This is a genomic window from Blastococcus sp. SYSU D01042 (assembly GCF_054050515.1).
The window spans coordinates 15,040-33,859 of record NZ_JBJGZM010000011.1 but is presented as its reverse complement, the minus strand read 5'-3'; the positions used below and the strand labels follow the sequence as shown (position 1 = coordinate 33,859).

Annotated in this window: 14 protein-coding genes; 5 read left to right on the top strand and 9 right to left on the bottom strand. The window is 75.7% G+C overall.

What is annotated here, in order from left to right; all coding sequences use genetic code 11:
* Window positions 1–2 precede the first annotated feature (2 nt).
* Window positions 3–1,721 carry a hypothetical protein gene (locus tag ACI79H_RS17525; protein WP_456555698.1) on the top strand — a complete coding sequence of 573 codons (1,719 nt, stop codon included), beginning with the start codon at window positions 3–5 and terminating at the stop codon, window positions 1,719–1,721.
* A gap of 183 nt (window positions 1,722–1,904) precedes the next feature.
* Window positions 1,905–3,440, top strand: a complete 1,536-nt coding sequence (locus ACI79H_RS17520) for an LCP family protein (protein ID WP_456555697.1) — start codon at window positions 1,905–1,907, stop codon at window positions 3,438–3,440.
* Here ACI79H_RS17520 and ACI79H_RS17515 read toward each other — a convergent pair.
* Genes ACI79H_RS17515 through ACI79H_RS17500 form a run of 4 tightly spaced genes read right to left on the bottom strand, consistent with a single transcriptional unit; the run spans window position 3,437 to window position 7,053 of the window.
* Window positions 3,437–4,192, bottom strand: coding sequence for a decaprenylphospho-beta-D-erythro-pentofuranosid-2-ulose 2-reductase (locus tag ACI79H_RS17515; protein WP_456555696.1), 756 nt, complete (start codon window positions 4,190–4,192; stop codon window positions 3,437–3,439). The genes ACI79H_RS17520 and ACI79H_RS17515 overlap by 4 nt on opposite strands.
* Complete coding sequence (locus ACI79H_RS17510; protein WP_456555695.1) at window positions 4,189–5,538, bottom strand: FAD-binding protein; 1,350 nt, start codon at window positions 5,536–5,538, stop codon at window positions 4,189–4,191. Before ACI79H_RS17510 ends, ACI79H_RS17515 begins: the two co-directional genes overlap by 4 nt.
* Window positions 5,531–6,523, bottom strand: coding sequence for a decaprenyl-phosphate phosphoribosyltransferase (locus ACI79H_RS17505; RefSeq protein WP_456555694.1), 993 nt, complete (start codon window positions 6,521–6,523; stop codon window positions 5,531–5,533). The genes ACI79H_RS17510 and ACI79H_RS17505 overlap by 8 nt, the downstream gene beginning before the upstream one ends.
* Window positions 6,520–7,053: a phosphatase PAP2 family protein gene (locus ACI79H_RS17500; RefSeq protein WP_456555693.1), complete on the bottom strand. Its 534-nt coding sequence runs from the start codon at window positions 7,051–7,053 to the stop codon at window positions 6,520–6,522. The genes ACI79H_RS17505 and ACI79H_RS17500 overlap by 4 nt, the downstream gene beginning before the upstream one ends.
* Window positions 7,054–7,145: 92 nt before the next feature.
* Between ACI79H_RS17500 and ACI79H_RS17495 the strand changes: the two genes are divergently transcribed.
* Both ACI79H_RS17495 and ACI79H_RS17490 read left to right on the top strand, forming a co-directional pair.
* Window positions 7,146–7,964, top strand: coding sequence for a TIGR03089 family protein (locus ACI79H_RS17495; RefSeq protein ID WP_456555692.1), 819 nt, complete (start codon window positions 7,146–7,148; stop codon window positions 7,962–7,964).
* An 82-nt stretch (window positions 7,965–8,046) separates the two neighbouring features.
* The gene (locus ACI79H_RS17490; protein ID WP_456555691.1) at window positions 8,047–11,160 is read left to right on the top strand and encodes an arabinosyltransferase domain-containing protein; all 3,114 of its coding nucleotides are present in this window, start codon (window positions 8,047–8,049) and stop codon (window positions 11,158–11,160) included.
* Between the two features lie 4 nt (window positions 11,161–11,164).
* On the opposite strand, the gene ACI79H_RS17485 is transcribed toward ACI79H_RS17490, so the two are convergent.
* The 3 genes from ACI79H_RS17485 to ACI79H_RS17475 are packed head-to-tail and all read right to left on the bottom strand — an operon-like array spanning window position 11,165 to window position 14,072.
* The gene (locus ACI79H_RS17485; protein WP_456555690.1) at window positions 11,165–12,322 is read right to left on the bottom strand and encodes an acyl-CoA dehydrogenase family protein; all 1,158 of its coding nucleotides are present in this window, start codon (window positions 12,320–12,322) and stop codon (window positions 11,165–11,167) included.
* A gap of 22 nt (window positions 12,323–12,344) precedes the next feature.
* Window positions 12,345–12,851, bottom strand: a complete 507-nt coding sequence (purE, locus tag ACI79H_RS17480) for a 5-(carboxyamino)imidazole ribonucleotide mutase (protein WP_456555689.1) — start codon at window positions 12,849–12,851, stop codon at window positions 12,345–12,347.
* 9 nt (window positions 12,852–12,860) lie between these two features.
* A complete protein-coding gene (locus ACI79H_RS17475; protein ID WP_456555688.1) occupies window positions 12,861–14,072 on the bottom strand; it encodes a 5-(carboxyamino)imidazole ribonucleotide synthase in 1,212 nt (403 codons plus the stop codon).
* 58 nt (window positions 14,073–14,130) lie between these two features.
* On the opposite strand from ACI79H_RS17475, the gene ACI79H_RS17470 reads away from it, so the two are divergent.
* A complete protein-coding gene (locus tag ACI79H_RS17470; RefSeq protein ID WP_456555687.1) occupies window positions 14,131–14,646 on the top strand; it encodes a GtrA family protein in 516 nt (171 codons plus the stop codon).
* On the opposite strand, the gene ACI79H_RS17465 is transcribed toward ACI79H_RS17470, so the two are convergent.
* Window positions 14,647–17,607, bottom strand: a complete 2,961-nt coding sequence (locus ACI79H_RS17465) for an AAA family ATPase (RefSeq protein ID WP_456555686.1) — start codon at window positions 17,605–17,607, stop codon at window positions 14,647–14,649.
* The gene (locus ACI79H_RS17460; RefSeq protein WP_456555685.1) at window positions 17,604–18,761 is read right to left on the bottom strand and encodes an exonuclease SbcCD subunit D; all 1,158 of its coding nucleotides are present in this window, start codon (window positions 18,759–18,761) and stop codon (window positions 17,604–17,606) included. Before ACI79H_RS17460 ends, ACI79H_RS17465 begins: the two co-directional genes overlap by 4 nt.
* Window positions 18,762–18,820 lie beyond the last annotated feature (59 nt).

Below are 18,820 nucleotides of genomic sequence, written 5' to 3'. Positions count from 1 at the left end.
CCGTGGCCACCCGCAGCACGACGGCGGTCGGCGTCCCGCCCTCGCCGGAGGCGCCGACGCCCGCGCGACCGTCGCGGCACGGGACGTGGGCCGCCGTGGTGGCCGCCCTGGCCGTCGCGGCCGCCTTCGGCGTCGCCGTCGTCCAGGTCCTGCGCGGGGTCGACGAGTCGTTCCGCTTCGGTGGCGATCAGGCGATGACCGGCTTGTCGGTGCACGAGGCGAGCACGTTCGACCGGGACCTCGGGCCGTACTCCCGCTACGGCTGGTCGCACCCGGGACCGGTCTGGTTCTACCTGCTGGCCCCGCCCACCCGGCTCCTCGGCGGCGACGATCCGGCGCTCATGGCGGCCAACGTGCTCGTCAACGGGGTGCTCGCGGTCGCCGTCGTGCTCGCCGTCCGACGCGCGGGCCGGCCCCTGCTCACCCTGGGCGTCGCGGCGGCGGTGCTCGTCTTCGTCCTGCGCATGCCGGCCCGGATGTTCGTGGACGTGTGGAGCCCGTACGCGCTGCTGATGGGGACCCTGCTGTTCCTCGTGCTGGCCGCGCGCGTCCACTCGGGCAGCTGGCCGGCCCTGCTGGCCATGCTGATCAGCGGGAGCTTCCTCGCCCAGACCCACGTCGGCACCGCACCGCTGGTCGCGCTCGTCGGCCTGACCGGCGGCGTCTCCTTCGTCCTGGCCCGCCGCGCCCTCCGGCGCACCGGGGAGCCCGGTGCCGACGGCGGCGAGGCACCGCGGTCACGGCGGACCGGCTCGACCGTCGCGCTGAGCGCCGTGCTCGTGGCGGTGTGGATCCCCCCGGTCGTCGAGCAGCTGTCCTCGCCGGTGCGGGAGGGCAACCTGGTCCGCCTGCTCAGCTTCTTCCTGAGCCACGAGGACCCCGGAGGGCGCCCGACGCCTCCCCAGGCCCTGGTCGCCGTCGGCCGGCTGCTCGCCATGACGCCCTACGACCGCGGCCCCGGTCCGTGGGAGATGGACGTCTCGACCCTGCCCGCGTCGGTGGCCCTGGTCCTGGCCGTGCAGGCGCTGGCCGCGCTCGCCCTGGTGGTCCTCGGCCGGCGGTGGGGGTCCGCCGCGGGCACGTGGTGGGGTGCCGTGGTGGGCGCGGCCCTGGTCGCCGCGGTGCTCTCCGGCGCCACGGTCACCGGCGTCCTCTACTGGTACCTGCTCATCTGGGTGGCGGCGCTGCCGGTGGCCACGGTCATCGGCGTCCTCCACCTCGTCCTCGACCGGCGGACGACGGGCCGTGACCGGGCAGCCGGGCACCGGTCGGCGGTCGACCGCGCACCCGTGCTGGTCCCCGTCGCGGCGGTCGTGGTGGCCGGCTCGGTGCTGGCGGCGGCGTCGCTCGGCGAGGCGGCCGAGGAGCTGCCGTCCTCCTACGGGGTCACCGCGGTGTCCGCCCTGGTCGGCGACGCCCTCGAGGGGGTCGACGACCGCGCGGTGCACGTGGACATCGCGACGCCCGAGCTGTGGCCGGTCGCCGCCGGCATCGTCGACGAGCTCGTCGACGAGGGCTACCGGGTCACCGTGGACCGCGGCTCCGAGGAGCTCTTCGGCGACGACCGCGTCGGCCCCGGCGACGAACCGGTGGACCTGGTGTTCGTGGCCACCGGCTCGCCGAAGCACGACCGGCTCCTCCGGCAGGCCGGCGTGACCGACCTCGGCTCGGCGCGCACGGAGTGGGGTCCCACCAGCGTCCTGCTCCGCCTGGACGGCTGACGCGCCGCGCCACAGCTCCGGGACGGCTGTGACGGAACGGTCAGGTGGTCCCCGACGAGCGGTGACGCACGGCGTCCTTCCCCGGTTCGCCGCCCCCGCGGTCCTACCCTGGGAGGGACTTCGCCGCGGGACCCTGGCTCCCGGACGCTCCACCGAGCCGGCCCGCCCGACGTGAGGACGTGCATGACGGACAACGCCGACCGCTCCGGGTCCGGACGCCCTCTCCCCGCCCGGCTGGACCCGCGCGCCGGCGCGCCGTCGCGGCGGGAGCGCCGCGCCGACGCCCGGGCGGGGCGCAGCGGGAACGGGCGCCGGCGCGCGGTCGTCGCCGGCCGCGCCGTCACGGCCCTGGCCTCGGCCGCGCTGCTGGCCGGGAGCGGCTGGGGCTGGTACCTCGGTCAGGTCGCCGACGCCAGCATGAACCGCACGGACGCCATCCCCGACAGCGGCAACGAGGGCATCGGCGACGCGATGAACCTGCTGCTGGTCGGCAGCGACAGCCGGGCGAGCGCGAGCGAGGAGGAGCTCGCCCAGCTGAACACCGAGGCCAACGACGGCGTCAACACCGACACGATGATCCTCGTGCACGTGCCGGCCGACGGGTCCGAGGCCTCGTTCGTCTCCTTCCCGCGGGACTCCTTCGTGGAGATCCCCGGCTACGGGGACCACAAGCTGAACTCCGCGTACGCCTACGGCTACTACGAGGAGGCCGGCGAGGACGCGACGGACGCGCAGCGCCAGGCCGCCGGCGCCCAGCTGCTCATCCAGACGATCAGCGGGCTGACCGGGCTGTCGATCGACCACTACGCCGAGGTCGACCTGCTCGGCTTCTTCAAGCTGTCCGAGGTCGTCGGCGGCGTCGAGGTCAACCTCTGCGCCCCCGTCAAGGAGGCCAACTCCGGCGTCGACCTGCCCGCCGGCGTGCAGACCATCCAGGGCGAGCAGGCGCTGTCCTTCGTCCGGCAGCGCTACGACCTGCCCCGGGGCGACCTGGACCGGATCGTCCGGCAGCAGACCTTCATGGCCGGGATGATCCGCAAGATGCTGTCGGACAACGTGCTGCTCGACCTCGGCAAGCAGCGCCGGCTGGTGGAGGCCGCGGCCGACTCGCTGACCGTCGACGAGGACCTCAAGCTGCTCGACCTGGCCGCGCAGATGCAGTCGGTGACGCCCGACAGCATCCGCTTCCAGACGGTGCCGAACCTCGGCACCGACCGCGACGAGTCCGCCGGGTCCATCGTGCGGCTCGAGGACGAGAAGACGCTGCGCGCCTTCTTCGCCGACCTCTCCGCCGAGCCCGAGCCGGCACCGGGCACCACTCCCCCGCCCGCGGCCGACGCACCCGAGCCCGCCCCGGCGGGCGACGTCACCGTGGCCGTGTACAACGGGTCGGGCACCTCCGGCCTGGCCGCCACGACCGCCACGGAGCTCGAGGAGCAGGGCTTCCCGGTCGCCACCACGGGCAACGCCGACAGCGGCGGGTACGAGGTCACCGAGATCCGCTACGCCGCCGGCGACGAGACGCTCGCGGCCACGCTGGCGGCGGCCATCCCCGGCGCCGTGTCCGTGGAGTCGACCGAGCCGACCAGCGGCACCGTCCACCTGGTGCTGGGCTCGGACTTCAACGGAGTGGGCGTGCCCGTGACCGCACCCGAGCCGGCCGAGGTCGTGCAGGCCGAGGACCAGCGCACCGCGGCCGACACCGGCTGCATCAACTAGAAGGGCAGGCGGCGGAACAACGCTCGCGGGGTGTGCCGCAGGCCGCTCATGACGAAGCGCATGGCACCGGGCACCCAGACGGTGTGCCGGCCCTTGCGGACGCCGGTGACGATCGCCTCGGCCACGGCCTCCGGCGTCGTCGACAGGGGCGCCTCCGGCAGTCCCTCGGTCATCTTCGACCGCACGAAGCCCGGCCGGACGACGAGCACGGACACCCCGGTGCCCACGAGCGAGTCGGCCAGGCCGGAGTAGAAGGCGTCCACGCCTGCCTTCGTCGAGCCGTACACGTAGTTGGACCGCCGGGCCCGCTCTCCGGCCACCGAGGACAGCGCCACGATCGCGCCGTGGCCCTGCTCGCGCATCCGGTTGGCCAGCACCGTGCCGACGACGACGGGGGCGACGTAGTTGACCTGACCGAGCGCTCCGGCGGCCCCGGGGTCGGCGGCGAGCTGCTCCTGGTCACCGAGCTGGCCGAAGGCGACGACCGCGACGTCGATGTCGCCACCGGCCGCGGCCGCGGCGACCACGCGCTCGGGCGAGGCCGGGTCCTCCGCGTCGAAGTCCACGACCTCCACCTCCCCGCCCGCGGTGCGCAGCTCGTCGGCGACGGCCGCCCGCCGCGGGGTGTCCCGCGCCGCGACGACGACGCGCAGCGGCCGCTCCTGCAGGTAGCGCCGGGCCGTGGCGACGGCGATGTCCGAGGTGCCGCCGACGAGCAGCAGCGAGCCGGGGGAACCGAGGGCGTCGATCACAGCGAGAGCCTCCTGGCCAGGTCGGAGGTGAAGACACCGTCCGGGTCGACGCGCTTGCGGACGGCGCGGAACTCCTCGAGCCGGGGGTACATGGTCGCGAAGGTCTCCGGCCGGACCCGCGAGTCCTTGGCGAGGTAGGTCCGCCCCTCCGCGGCGACGACCACCTCGTCGAGGGAGTCGAGCAGGCCGGCCAGCCCCTTCATCACCGGGATGTCCAGCGCCAGCGTCCAGCCCGGGGAGGGGTAGGACAGCATGCCGGGGTTGCCGGGGCCGAACCGCTTGAGGACGGCGAGGAAGGACGCCGTCCCGAAGGAACTCAGCCGGTCCAGCACCTCGCGCATGGCCTCCTCCTGCCCGAAGGGCACGGTGACCTGGTACTGCACGAACCCGCGCGGGCCGTAGATGCGGTTCCAGCCGCCCACGGCGTCCAGCGGGTGGAAGAACGTGGGGATGCTCTGCAGCTGGTCCCGCTTGCGCTTGGGCGCCTTGCGGTACCAGAGCTCGTTGAAGGCGGCGACGGTCGCCAGGTTGAGCAGGCCGGGCGGGAAGACGTCGGGCACCGAGACCTTGATCGAGCCGTGGTACTTCAGCGGGTCGGCCTGCCGCTTCGCGGGGAGCTCGTCGCGCTTCGCGAACCGGCCGCGGGTGACCACCGAGCGGCCCATGCGCTTGCCCTTGGCGAGGGTGTCGATCCAGGCCACCGAGTACTCGTAGAGGTGGTCGGTCTCGCTGAGCAGCGTCATGAGCGAGTCGAGGTCGGGCGTGCGGTCGGTGTCGACGAGGCAGCGCGAGGACTCGATCGGCTTCATCTGCACCTGCGCGCGCAGGATGACGCCGGTCAGCCCCATGCCGCCCGCGGTCGCCCAGAAGAGGTCGGGATCCTGCTCGGGGCTGACCCGGTGCACCTCGCCGTCGGCGGTGAGCAGGTCCAGCCACCGCACGTGCTGGGAGAAGCTGCCGGCGACGTGGTGGTTCTTGCCGTGGATGTCGGCGCCGATCGCGCCGCCGACGGTCACCAGCCGCGTCCCGGGGGTCACCGGGACGAAGAAGCCCTGCGGGACGAAGCGGTTCATGAGCTCGTCCAGCGAGACCCCGGCCTCGACCTCGACCAGGCCGGTCGCCGGGTCGAAGGAGAGCACCCGGTCGGCGGCGGTCATGTCCAGCACGTGCCCGCCGGCGTTCTGCGCCGCGTCGCCGTAGCTGCGGGCCAGGCCCCGGGCCACCACCCCGCGCCCGCCCGCAGCGGCGAGCACCGCACGGACCTCGGCGTCGTCGTGGACGGGCGTGAGCACCGCCGGGGTCGGGGCGGTCCGCCCCCAGCCGTTGAGCAGGACGGGTTCAGGCACTGAAGACTCCCAACGCCATGGTGGCCACCCACAGCACACCGAGGCAGAGCAGGACGCGGTCGCGCAGGACGATCTCCTCGGGCGCGCCGGCGGCGCCCTTGTCGACGTCCACGGCGTACCTGAGGATCGCCATGACGAATGGCGCGATGGAGATCGTGGACCAGGGGATGCCGTCCTGCGTCTCCCCCATCTCGAACGCCCACAGGCTGTAGGCGGTGACGGCGACGCCGGCCGACAGGCTCCACACGAAACGCAGGTAGCTGGCGGAGTACTCCTTGAGCGTCTTGCGGGTCGCGGCGGCGTCGCCGACCAGCACGAGCTCGGAGTACCGCTTGCCGGCGACCATGAACAGCGAGCCGAAGGCGGCGACGAGCAGGAACCACTGCGAGAGCAGCAGCCCGGCGGCGACACCGCCGGCGATGCCGCGCAGCAGGAAGCCCGAGGCCACCACGGCCAGGTCGATCACCGGCTGGTTCTTGAGGAAGACGCAGTAGGCCAGCTGGATGACCGTGTAGCTGGCCAGCACCAGCGCCAGCTCCGGCCGGGTCAGCAGCACCGCGGCGACGAGCGCGACGGTGAAGAGCACCGCCGCCAGGGCCAGGGCCAGCCAGCGCGGCACGATGCCGGCGGCGATGGGCCGGAACCGCTTGCGCGGGTGCCGGCGGTCCTCCTCGACGTCGATGGTGTCGTTCACCAGGTAGACGGCGGAGGCGGAGAGGCAGAACAGCACGAAGGCGACGGCGGTGGGCCGCATGATCGCGGCGTTGAAGATCTCGCCGGCGGCCAGCGGCGCGGCCAGCACGAGGACGTTCTTGACCCACTGGCGCGGCCGCAGCGCGCGGACCAGTCCCCACGCGAAGCTGCCGCGGAAACCGGGCAGGCGGGGGGCGGGCGGCAGGGGGACGATCTCCCCGTCGACCTCGGGGTCGGCGGCCGGCGAGGTCGCGGGGCCCGCTGCGGGGCTCGGCTGGGGGTGCACGGTCACGCCTTCCTGCCTGGGGCTCGGGACATGCGGCGCCGCACGACCGCGGCCACACCGGCACCGAGGGCGGCGCCGGACACCACGTCCGTCGGGTAGTGGACCCCGAGGAGCACGCGCGAGACCAGCATGACGCCGGTCACCGCGACCATCGGGCGGTGGCCGACCATGGGCCCGAACCCGACGGCGGCCGCGGCGGTGGAGCAGCTGTGCGCGCTCGGGAAGGACAGCCGGCTCGGCGTCCCGACCAGCGGCGGGACGTCCTCGAGCGAGGGCCGCACCCGGCGCACGACGCGCTTGACCACGACGCCGGCCCCGTGCGCGGCCACGACCCCGGCCGCGCCGGCCAGCCACTCGTCGCGCCGGCGCCCGGAGAGCCACCCGGCGGCCCCGAGGGCCAGCCAGCCCAGCGCGTGCTCGCCGAAGTGCGACAGCCCCTGCGCGACGGGCACGGCCGGCGTCCCGCCCAGCGCGCGGCGCGTCGAGCGGAGCAGGGCGTGGTCCATGCGGATCAGGGCAGCGCTCGGTGCGGTCATCGAGTGACGACTGTAGACGGGAGGACCCGTCGTCGCCGGGACGACGCGGGGCGGACCGATCCGTCGCACAGCCTCCCTGCCACTCTTGTCCCGTGTCCACCACCCCGCCCGCCGCTCTGCCGGCAGACCTGCTGGCCGCCGCCCTGCGCCGGTCGGCGGCCACGCCGCTGCTCACCTCCTACGACGACGCCACCGACGAGCGGGTCGAGCTGTCGGCGGCGACGCTCGCCAACTGGGTGGCCAAGACCGCCAACCTGCTCCAGGACGAGTGCGACGTCGGGCCGGGGAGCACCGTCGCCCTGGCGCTGCCGGTCCACTGGCAGACGGCGGCGGTGCTGCTCGGCGCCTGGAGCTGCGGCGCGGCGGTGCTCGACACCGCGCTGGAGGACGAGGGCCGGGCGGCCGGGGCCGATGTGGTCCTCGCCGCGCAGGAGCGGCTCCCCGCGCTGGCGGAGGCGGTGGGCGACGCCTCCGCGACCGAGCTGTGGGGCCTGTCGCTGCACCCGCTGGGCCTGGGCATGACCGGCTACGCGGGACCGGCCCGCGACTTCGCGGTCGAGGTGCGCGTCCACGGCGACGTCTTCTTCCCGCACCAGGACCCCGACCCCGCCGGTCCCGGCCTCGTGGTCGGCGGGGCGTCGCTGAGCCTGGGCAGCCTCGGCGCGGCCGCCGCCGAGCTCGCGGACCGGCTCGGCCTGACCGACGGCGACCGCGTGCTGGTCGACGAGCGGACGGCGGAGGAGGCGGGCCCGGTGGCCTGGCTGCTCGCCCCCCTGGCGGCCGGCGCCTCGATCGTGCTGTGCCGCAACGCCGCGCCGGACCGGCTCGCGGCCAGGGTGGCGTCGGAGCGGGTGACGGCGACCTTCGGCGTGCGCGTCGACGGCGTCCGCACGCTGGGCGCTCCCGGCTGACGCGGCGCCCGCTGCTCGCGGAGCGTCACACCTACACTCGCCGCGTGACGAAGCACGCGGCCACGCGATCCCTGCGCGGCGCATGAGCGCCGCGGCCGCCCCCACCGTCACCCCTCCCCCGTCCACCGCGGGCGGCGACGCCCCCCGGGGCGGCGGCCGGGACCGGCTGCGGCTGCTCGCCTGGCTGCTCGCCGGCGTGACCCTGGTGCTCGCCGTCGCGCTGCCGCTGGCGCCGGTGCGGGTGGACACCCCCGAGGTGCAGTGGCCGCTCGACCCGTCCGACCCGCAGTCGACGGTCGCCCTGTTCATGCCCTACCGGCCGATCGACCTGCGGGCGGAGATCCCCTGCGCGGCGGTGGCCGCACTGGCGGCCCGGCAGGAGCCCGGCGCGGCACCGGGCGTGCTCCTGGCCACCGCCCCCGCCGAATCGGACCGGGGCAGCGCGCGCGGGCTGCGCGCGACGGTGACGCAGGAGAACGTGCGCATCCTCTCCTCGGGCCAGGAGCTCTACAGCGGCGGCCTCCCGTCCTCGGCGGACTGCACGATCGTGGTCGACGCCCGGCAGTCGGGCACGACCGTCGAGCTCACCGAGCCCGACTCCGAGGCGCAGGTCCTGGCCGACGCCGCGGGGCTCCGCGTCCCTGAGGTCACCGCGTTCGTCACCGACCTCACCGCGGCCGACGGGACGTCGCCGACCGTCGTCGCGCACCCCGACGCACGCTTCCAGACCTCGCCCACGGCGCTGAAGACGGCGCTCGTCGTCGCGCACGTCGCCGCCCTCGCCGGCTGCCTGTGGCTGCTCCGGCGCGCCGGCCCCGCGGTGGCGGCCCGCCGCCGTCCCGAACCCCTGCCGCCGCTGGAGGAGCCACCGAGCGGCCGCGGTCCGCGGCTGTGGACGGTGCTGGCCGACGTCGGCGTGGTGGTCACCCTCGTGGTGTGGACCTTCATCGGGTTCATCAACACCGACGACTACTACTACAGCGCCGAGGCCCGGACGCTGGACTCCGCGGGCTACGTCGGCAACCAGTTCCGCTTCTTCAACGTCCCCGAGATCCCCTTCGTCCTGCACCAGACGCTGCTCGCCCCGCTGACGGCGCTGTCCAGCCAGCCGCTCGTGCTGCGGCTGCCCTCCCTGGCGGCCGGGCTGGCCGTGTGGTGGCTGCTCAGCCGCCAGCTGGTGCCCCTGCTGGTCGAGCGGCCGCACCGGGCGCTGCGGGTCGTGGCGGGGCTGGCCCTGCTGGCCTGGTGGCTGCCCTGGAACATCGGCGCCCGGCCGGAGTTCCTCATCACCCTCGCCTGGGCGGCGACGCTCGCCCTGGCGCTGCAGGCGGTCCGCCGGCAGCGGGTGTGGCTGCTCGGCGTGGCCGCGCTGATCGCCGGCACCGCGGTGACCATCACGGCCTCGGGGCTGTCGTGCGCGGCCACCCTCCTCGTCCTGCTCCCCCGGCTGTGGCCGCTGCTGCGCCGCTCGGCACTGGGGCTGTGGGCGACGCTCGGCCTGCTGGTGGCCTCGGCCAGCGCGGCCTCCACGATCGTCTTCTCCGACGCGACCCTGGCCACCGCGACCACCGCTCTCCGCGTGCACCGCGAGGTGGGGCCGGTCGAGCCCTGGTACAAGGAGGTGCTCCGCTACTACTACCTGACCATGGGCCCCGAACTGGCCCAGCGGACGTTCACCCGACAGCTGGTCGTCCTGCTCACGCTCGCCCTCCTGGTCGGTGTCACGGCGGTGCTCACGCGGGTCACCCGCCACTCCGGGGGACGCGTCACGTGGGCGGTGCCGGCGCTGGCGTACGTCGCGGCCAACCTGACGTTCTTCCTCTCGCCCACCAAGTGGACCCACCACTTCGGGGCGCTGGCCGCGCCGGGCGCGCTGCTGGTCACCGTCGCCGTCGCGGTGCTGGTGCGGCGCCGCCCCGACCTCTGGGCGTCGGTGGCGCTCGCCGTCGGCCTCGCCCTCACGGTCGGGCTCGCGTTCCACGCGGGCAACCACCCGGTGGAGTACTCCGGCTACCGGGTCGTGCGCGACCTCCCGTCGGCGCTCGGCAACCCGGCGGCGTGGCTGCTCGGCGCCTCCGCCGTCCTCGGCGCGATCTGGTGGTACCGGCGCCGGTCGGCCCCGACCCGACCCGTCGACCGGCCGTGGCCCGAGGCGCCGATCAGCCTCGTCGTGGCGGCGCTCGCCGCCTCCGTCATGGTGCTCGTGGCCAGTGCCGCGGCCGCGAACATCCTCCTGCGCGACACCTGGTCGATGGCCGGGGACACCACCTCGGCGCTGACCGGGAACGCCGGGTGCGGGCTGGCCGACGACGCCGTGGCCCTGACCGGGACGGGACCGCTGCCGGCGACCGACGTGGGCGGCCCGGCCTCGGCCCCGTCCGACGACGACCCCCCGGGCGGCGGCTCCGGCGTCCCGCAGGACGTCGAGCGCTGGACCACCGGTAGCGACGAGACGGTCAACCAGGCCACCGAGGTGCTGACGCCGTGGTTCGACCTCAGCGGGCTGACCGAGCAGGAGGTGCTCGCGATGGGCCTGGCCGGGCGGCCCGACGACGGCACGACCGCGGTCGCCCAGTACGGGGACGCGGACGCGCGCGTCCTCGAGGAGGTCGAGGTCGAGCTCGGCGACGAGGACGACGAGGACGACGAGGACACCAGCGTCGGAGAGGGCGGCTGGACCCGCAGGCTCGTCGGCGCCTCGCGGGAGTTCCCGGAGGGGGCCGCGCTGGTCCGCTTCCGGCTGACCGACCAGAACCTGACCCCCGAGGGCTACCTGACCGTGACGGCGCCCTACCGGGCGACCGGCGAGCCGCTGACCCGGCTGTTCGAGGGGAACTCGGTGGCGCTGGACTGGCCCATCGGCTTCAACATGCCCTGCGTGGAGCCGCCCCGGGTGGCCGACGGGATGGTCGAACCGGTCGACCAGCTGGTCCTCGGCGACACGTTCTCCGACGACCCCGGCCTGCTGATCGTCGACAACGGGGGCGGGGCCTACGGCACGGTCGACGAGGTCGCCCGGGTGACGCGGTACCGCGGCTTCCTCCCCGACACCTCCGCCGACGTGACGTGGGGGACCCTGCTCGAGCTGGAGTACGACCTGCCCACCGACGCCTTCCGCGTCGAGGAGGGCAGCCGCACCATCGCCGGGTGGGGCTGGTGGCCCGAGGCGGGCCCGGGCCCCTCCCCGGAGGACTAGGCGCTCAGCGGAGCAGGCTGCGGGCGACGACCATGCGCTGGACCTGGTTGGTGCCCTCGTAGATCTGGGTGATCTTGGCGTCGCGCATCATGCGCTCGACCGGGAAGTCCTGGGTGTACCCCGCGCCGCCGAAGAGCTGGACGGCGTCGGTGGTCACCTGCATCGCGACGTCGGAGGCGAACGCCTTGGCCGAGGCCGAGAGCCGGGTGACGTCGGGGCGGCCGGCCTCGCCGGCGGCGGCCGCGACGTAGACCAGGTGTCGGGCGGCCTCGATCTTCATCTCCATGTCGGCGAGCATGAACTGCACGCCCTGGAAGCTGCCGATGCTGGCGCCGAACTGCCTGCGCTCCTTGACGTAGGCGATCGAGGCGTCCAGCGCCCCCTGCGCCACGCCGACGGCCTGGGCACCGATGGTCGGCCGGGTGAAGTCCAGGGTGCGCAGCGCGGTCTTGAAGCCGGTGCCCGGCGCCCCGATGATCCGGTCGGCCGGGATGGTGCAGTCGGTGAAGTACAGCTCGCAGGTGGGCGAGCCCTTGATGCCCATCTTGCGTTCCTTCGGCCCGACGGCGAAGCCCGGGTCGTCGCGGTGGACGGCGAACGCGGAGATGCCGTTGGCGCCCTTCTCCGCATCGGTGACGGCCATGACCGTGTACCAGTCGGAGATCCCCGCGTTGGTGATCCAGGCCTTGGTGCCGTTGAGCACCCAGGTGCCGCCCTCGAGGCGGGCGCGGGTCCGCATCGCGGCGGCGTCCGAGCCGGCCTCGCGCTCGGACAGCCCGTAGCTGATCATCGACTCCCCCGAGGCGATGGAGGGCAGCACCGCCCGCTTCACCTCGTCCGACGCGGACAGGATGATCGGCATCGACCCGAGCTTGTTCACCGCCGGGATGAGCGAGGCGCTGACGTCGACCCGCGCCACCTCCTCGATGACGATGCAGGTGGCGATCGCGTCGGCGCCCTCGCCGCCGTACTCCTCGGGGACGTGCGTCGCGTGGAAGCCGGCCGCGGTCAGGGCCTTGCGCGCCTCGGCCGGGAAGCGGGAGTCCGCGTCCACCTCGGCGGCGTACGGGGCGATCTCCCGCTCCGCGATGTCCCGCACCGCCTCGCGGATCGCCTCGTGCTCCTCGGTCAGCGCGTACAGCCCGGCGGCGTTGTTACCCACGGGTAAAGGGTAGGACGCCCGACTACTGCCCCGTACCGAGCCGTTCCTGCAGGGCGTGGTCGCGGGCGACGACGGACTCGGCGAGGTCCGCCTGGAAGCTGCTCACCGCGGTGAGCAGCGCGGGGTCGCCGGCGGCCAGGATCCGGACGGCGAGCAGCCCGGCGTTGCGCCCGCCGCCGATGCCCACCGTCGCCACGGGCACCCCGGCCGGCATCTGCACGATGGACAGCAGGCTGTCCAGGCCGTCGAGCCGGTCCAGCGGACGAGGGACGCCGATCACCGGCAGCGGGGTCGCCGCGGCGACCATCCCGGGCAGGTGGGCCGCGCCGCCCGCTCCGGCGATGACCACCCGGAGCCCCCGGCCGGCCGCGGCCTCCGCGTAGTCCAGCATCCGGCGCGGCGTCCGGTGGGCGGACAGGACGTGCGCCTCCCAGGCGACGTCGAACTCGTCGAGCGCCTCGGCGGCGGGCTGCATGGTCGGCCAGTCGGAGTCGCTGCCCATGACGATGCCGACCAGGGGGTCGTCCATGCCCGCTCCTCAGTGCTCGTGGTCGAAGGCGAAGGCCGGGTCGACGACGCCGTCGGCCAGGTACCGGGCCGCGGCCACCGCCCGGGCCCGCACCTCGGCCACGTCCTCGCCCAGGGCGGTGAGGTGGCCGAGCTTGCGGCCGGGCCGCTGGCCCTTGCCGTACCAGTGCAGCTTCACGTCGGGCCAGTGCGCCATGAGGTGGTGGACGCGCTCGTCCAGGCCGGGGCCGGTCCAGTCCGGTGCTGCCGCAGCGCCGCCCAGCACGTTGGCCATGACCACGACGGGCGCGGTCATGGCGGTGGAGCCCAGCGGGTAGTCGAGCACCGCGCGCAGGTGCTGCTCGAACTGGCTGGTGCGCGCGCCCTCGATGGTCCAGTGGCCGGAGTTGTGCGGGCGCATGGCCAGCTCGTTGACCAGGACGCCGTCGGCGGTCTCGAACAGCTCGACGGCCAGCATCCCGACCACGCCGAGCCGGTCGGCGATGCGCACGGCGAGCTCCTGGGCCGCGACCGCCCGCTCCTCGTCGAGGCCGGGCGCGGGCGCCAGCACCTCGGCGCAGACGCCGTCGCGCTGCACGGTCTCCACCACCGGCCAGACGGCGACCTGCCCGAACGGCGACCGCGCGACCTGGGCGGAGAGCTCGCGGACCATGGGCACCCGCTGCTCGGCCAGCAGCGTGCCGTACCGCTCGACCAGCTCGGCGGCCGCGGCGGCGTCCTCGACCACGAAGACGCCCTTGCCGTCGTAGCCGCCCCGCGGGGTCTTGAGGACCACGGGCCAGCCGGTGCGGGCGGCGAACGTCTCGACGTCGCCGACGCTCTCGACCCGCGCCCACGCCGGCTGCGGCTCCCCCGCCGCCTCGAGTTCCGCCCGCAGGACCAGCTTGTCCTGGGCGTGCACGAGGGCCGCCGGCCCCGGGGCGACCCGGTGCCCGGCCCGCTCCAGGGCGTGCAGGTGCTCGGTCGGGACGTGCTCGTGGTCGAAGGTCAGCACCGTGGCGCCGTCCACGAGGTCGCGCAGCGCGTCCAGGTCGCCGTGGTCGCCGATCCGCACGTCGGCGGCGACCAGCGCGGCGGACTCCTCGGGGCCGGCGGAGAGCACCCGCAGCGACTGGCCGAGCGTGATCGCGGCCTGGTGGGTCATGCGCGCCAGCTGCCCGCCGCCGACCATGGCGACCACGGGCAGGCCGGTGACGGCGGAGAGGGGCGCGGGTCCGGGCATGGCCGGACGAGCGTAGCGGGCCGCCTCCTCACGGACCGGGCTGCCTAGAATCCCCCGGGTGACTTCCCCTCGCCGCCGCCCGGCCCTGTCCGGCGGCCGCGTCCGCCGGAGGCTCAAGGAGCTCGGCGCGTTCGGGGTCGTGGGCGGCGTGGCCTTCGTGGTGGACGTCGGGCTGTTCCAGCTGCTGTACGGCCACCTCGGGGTCGGCGCCGTCACGTCCAAGACGCTGGCGACCCTGGTCTCGATGACCGTGGCGTTCCTGGGGCACCGCAACTGGGCGTTCGCGCACCGGGACAAGACGACCGTGCGCCGCTCGTTCGCCCTGTTCACGCTGGTCAACCTGGGCGCGCTGCTCCTCGGCGCCGCCATCATCTGGTTCGTGCGGTACCCGCTGGACCAGGAGAGCCTGCTGATCATCCAGCTCGCCAACATCGGGTCGATCGGGCTGAACAGCGTGCTGCGGTACCTCAGCTACCGGCGCTGGGTGTTCCCCGCGCTCACCGCCACCGACCCCGCGCCGGCCGGCGCCGCGGGTCCGGGCACCGTGCCGACGGGGACCCGCGGCACGGCCTGATCAGCCGGCCAGCCGCGACCCGCTCCGCCCCGGGAGGACCTCCAGCCGGCTGGTGATGCGGTTCCGGAGCTCCTCGACGTGGCTGATCACGCCCACCGTGCGCCCGCCGCGGCGGAGCTCGTCGAGCACGTCCATGACCGCGTCCAGCGCGAGCGGGTCGAGCGTCCCGAAGCCCTCGTCGACGAACAGGCTGTCGATCTGCACGCCACCGCTCTCCGCGGTGACGACGTCGGCCAGCCCGAGTGCGAGGGCCAGCGAGGCCATGAAGCTCTCGCCGCCCGACAGCGTCTTGGTGGGCCGACGGGTGCCGGTGTACTCGTCGAGCACCTCCAGGCCCAGGCCGCCGCGGGCGCCGTGCCGGCCCTGCGCATCGCTGTGCAGGAAGGTGTACCGCCCGCCGGACATGTCCTGCAGCCGGCGGCTGGCCACCTCCGAGACCTGCTCCAGCCGGGCGGCGAGCACGAAGGACTGCAGCCGCATCCTCAGCCGGTTGGCACCGCGCCCGGTGGCGAGGTCGGCCAGCGCGGTGACCTGCTCGGTGAGGGCGCGCTGCTCGTCGAGCTCGACCTCGACGGCGGTGAGCTCGCCGGACAGCTCGTCGAGCCGGGCGACCCGGCGGCGGGCGTGCTCGAGCGCGGCCACGGCCGCCTCCCGCTCCGCCGTCGCCGACCGGCAGGCGCCGGTGCGGGCCTCGACGTCGGGGCGGGGGCCCAGCCCGGCCAGCTGCGGCTCGGCGAGGACGGCGGTGACCACCGACCGGGAGCGGTCGTGCTCCTGCACCCGGCGGGCCAGCTCCTCGGCCCGGCCGGGCGGGAGCAGCGCCTGCGCGGCGTCGTCCAGGTCGGCGAAGCCGGCGGCCGCGACGCGCGCCCGGGCCACCGCCAGGGCGGCCTCCTCCGCCAGCCGGGCCCGGGTGTCGTCGGCGGCCGCCGCCACCTGCGCCTCGCACCGTTCGGCCTCGGCGGTGAGCCGGGCGATGCGCGCCGGCAGGTCCGCGTCGTCACCGCACGCCGCGGCGAGCTGCGCGGTCAGGTCGGCCAGGGTCGAGCGGGTCGCGGCCGCCGTCGTCTCCTGGCGGCCCAGCTCCTCGCGGTCGCCGGCGAGCGCGGCGGCCTCGGTCTCCTGCTGCGCCCGCGCCCGGTCGAGCGCCGCGCGGGCGTCCGCCGACCCCTCGGCCAGCGACCGGGTGGCGCGCTGCTCGGCGACGAGCGCGGCCAGCTCCGCCTCCTGGTCGGCGACCGGCTCGGCACCTGCCTGGGCCCGGCGGGCGGCGAGCTCGCGCTCGGTCGTCGCGCAGACCTCGCGGGCGGCCGACCAGCGCGCCTCGGACCGCTCGGCCGCGACGCGGGCGGCGTCCTCCTGGTCGCGGGTGACCACCGGGCCGCCGGGCCGGGCCGGCTCGGGGTGCTCGACCGAGCCGCAGACCGGGCAGCCGTCGCCGTCGGTCAGACCGGCCGCCAGCTCGGCGGCCATGCCGTCGAGCCGCTGGGTGCGCAGGTCGTTCCAGTGCTCGCGGGCGTCCAGCCACGCGGCGCGCGCGTCGTCGGCCGCGGCCCTCTCCGACACCAGCGCCGACTCGAGCGCGGCGGCGGCGCGGCCGGCCTCGAGCGCGGCCCGGCGGTGCGTGACGGCGGCGTCGAGGCCGGGTAGCCGGGCGGCGGCCGCGGCCGCCGCATCGGCGGCGGCCTGGTGCTCCCGCAGGCGCAGCGGCCAGCCGGCCATGGCCGCCTCGGCCGCGGCGCAGCGGGTGCGCAGCTCCCGGATGGTGCGCTCACCGGCGGTCAGCTCGCGGGTCAGCCGGCGTGCGCGCTCGACCTCGGGCAGCAGCACCCGCAGGGCGGCGGCCTCGTCGCGCATCGCCCGGGCGAGCCCGGCGTCGGCCCCGCGCGCCCCGGCGACCGCGGCCCAGGCCGCGTCCGCGGCACGGAGGGCGGACGCGGCCCGCTCCGCATCGAGCGCGGCGCGACCGGCCGCCTCGAGGACGTCGCGCACCGGCTCGGCGCGGCGGGCGGCGTCCAGGGCGTCGCGCACCGGCTCGAGCTCCGGCGCCGCGGCGTCGAGGCGGGCGAGCTCGGCGTGCGCGCGGTCGCGGCGGGCATGGCACTCCTCGGCCGCGCGGGCCTCGGCCAGGGCGGCCTCCTCCGCGCGCGCCCGCTCACCGGCGGCGTCCGCCGCCGTGCCCGCTCGGGACGCGGCGCCGGCGGCCTCGGCGCGGACGCGGCGCACCCACGCGGTCACCGGCGACCCGGGGGCTGCGCCGACGAGCTCGGGGGCGAACTCCTCGGGCACGGTGACGTCGGCGGCCTGCGCCACGAGCGAGACCAGCGTGCCGGTGCGGGCGCGGATGCGGTCGAGCCGCTCGCGCGCCGCCGCGCGCTCACCGGCCAGCCAGTCCTCGACCCGCGCGAAGCGGCCCACGTCGAAGAGGGTGCGCAGCAGGCGGGCGCGGTCCTCCGGCTCGGCGCGCAGGAAACGGGCGAAGTCGCCCTGCGGCAGCAGGACCACCTGGCAGAACTGCTCGGCGGAGAGCCCCAGGCGGGTGCGCAGGTACTCGGAGCCCTCGTCGATGCGGGTGCTGACCGGCTCCCAGGTGCCGCCGGACCAGCGCTGCAGGGTCAGCCGGGCCTGCTCGGTCGTGAACCCCTCCCCCCGCCGCTTGGGCCGCTGCTGCTCGGGCCGGCGGGTGATCCGGAGGCGCTCGCCGCCGAGGGTCAGCTCGAGCTCCACCTCGGTGAGGACGCCGGCCGCGGCGTGGTCGCTGCGCAGCCGCCTCTCCTCGCCGCGGGCGCCGGGGACGGTGCCGTACAGCGCGAACACCACCGCGTCGAGCAGCGTGGTCTTCCCGGCTCCGGTCGGCCCCCAGAGCAGGAAGAGCCCGTCGCGGCCCACGTCGTCGAGGTCGACGTCGACCCGGGTGGCGAACGGCCCGAACGCGGTCAGGGCGAGCTGGTGCACCCTCACGCGGCGTCCTCCCGCGCCGCGGCGGTCAGCGCGCGGGCCAGCAGCTCGCGCTCCGCGTCACCGGCGGCGGCCCCGCGCACGTGCTGGACGAACTCCTCGGCGACCTCCAGGTCGCCGCGGCCGCGCAGCCGCTCCTGGTAGCTGCGCCCGTCGGCCTGCGCCCCTGCGCCGGTCCACTCCAGGTGCACGCAGTGCGGGAAGCGCTCGCGGAGCTGCCGCATCGGGTCGGTGGGGCGGACCGCGTCGGTGAGCCGGGCGGACACGAAGTGGTCCTCGACGCCCGCGTGCTCGGGAGCGGCCAGCAGGTCGGCCAGCTCGCCGGTGAGCACGGACAGCTGCCGGGGCGCGGGCAGCGGCACAGGCGTGACCTCGCCGAGGCCCTCGGCGCCGAGCTCGACCAGCCACGCCTGCTTCTGCTGACCGGCCTCCCCGAAGGAGTAGGCCAGCGGGGAGCCGCTGTACCGCAGCCGCGGGCTGAGCGTCTGCGGCCGGTGCAGGTGCCCCAGTGCCACGTAGTCGACGCCGTCGAAGACCCCCGCCGGCACGAGGTCCACCCCGCCGACGCAGATGTCGCGCTCGCTCTCCGTCGGGACGCCACCGCCGACGAACGCGTGCGCGAGCACCACCGACCGGGCGCCGGGGCGCAGGAACAGGTCGCCCCGGATGCGCTCCATGGCGGCGGTGAGCACCCCCTCGTGCCCGCGGACGGCCGGCTCGGCGCCGGCCAGGCCCAGCTCGTGCCGCGCCACCTCCGGCTCCAGGTACGGGATGCCGTAGACGGCCACCTCGCCGTGCTCGTCGTACAGCAGCACCGGCTCGTCGAGCGCCGGGGTGGCGGCCCGCACGTGCAGGCCGGCGGTGGCCAGCAGCCCGGAGAAGGTGCCCAGCCGGCGGGCGGAGTCGTGGTTGCCCGGCGTCAGGACGACCTGCGCACCGGCCGCCAGCAGCCGCCCGACCACGCGGTCGAGCACCGCCGTCGCGTCCGCGGAGGGCACCGCGCGGTCGTAGACGTCACCGGCGACGACCACCAGGTCGACCCGCTCGGCGGCCACCACCGCGGCCAGCCCGCCCAGCACGGCCTCCTGCTCGGCGAGCAGGTCGGTGCCGTGCAGCGTCCGGCCGATGTGCCAGTCGGAGGTGTGCAGCAACCGCATGGCCCGACGGTAGGCGGCGGCTCCGACAGTTCTCGACCAGCACGCCGCTGGCGCCCCGG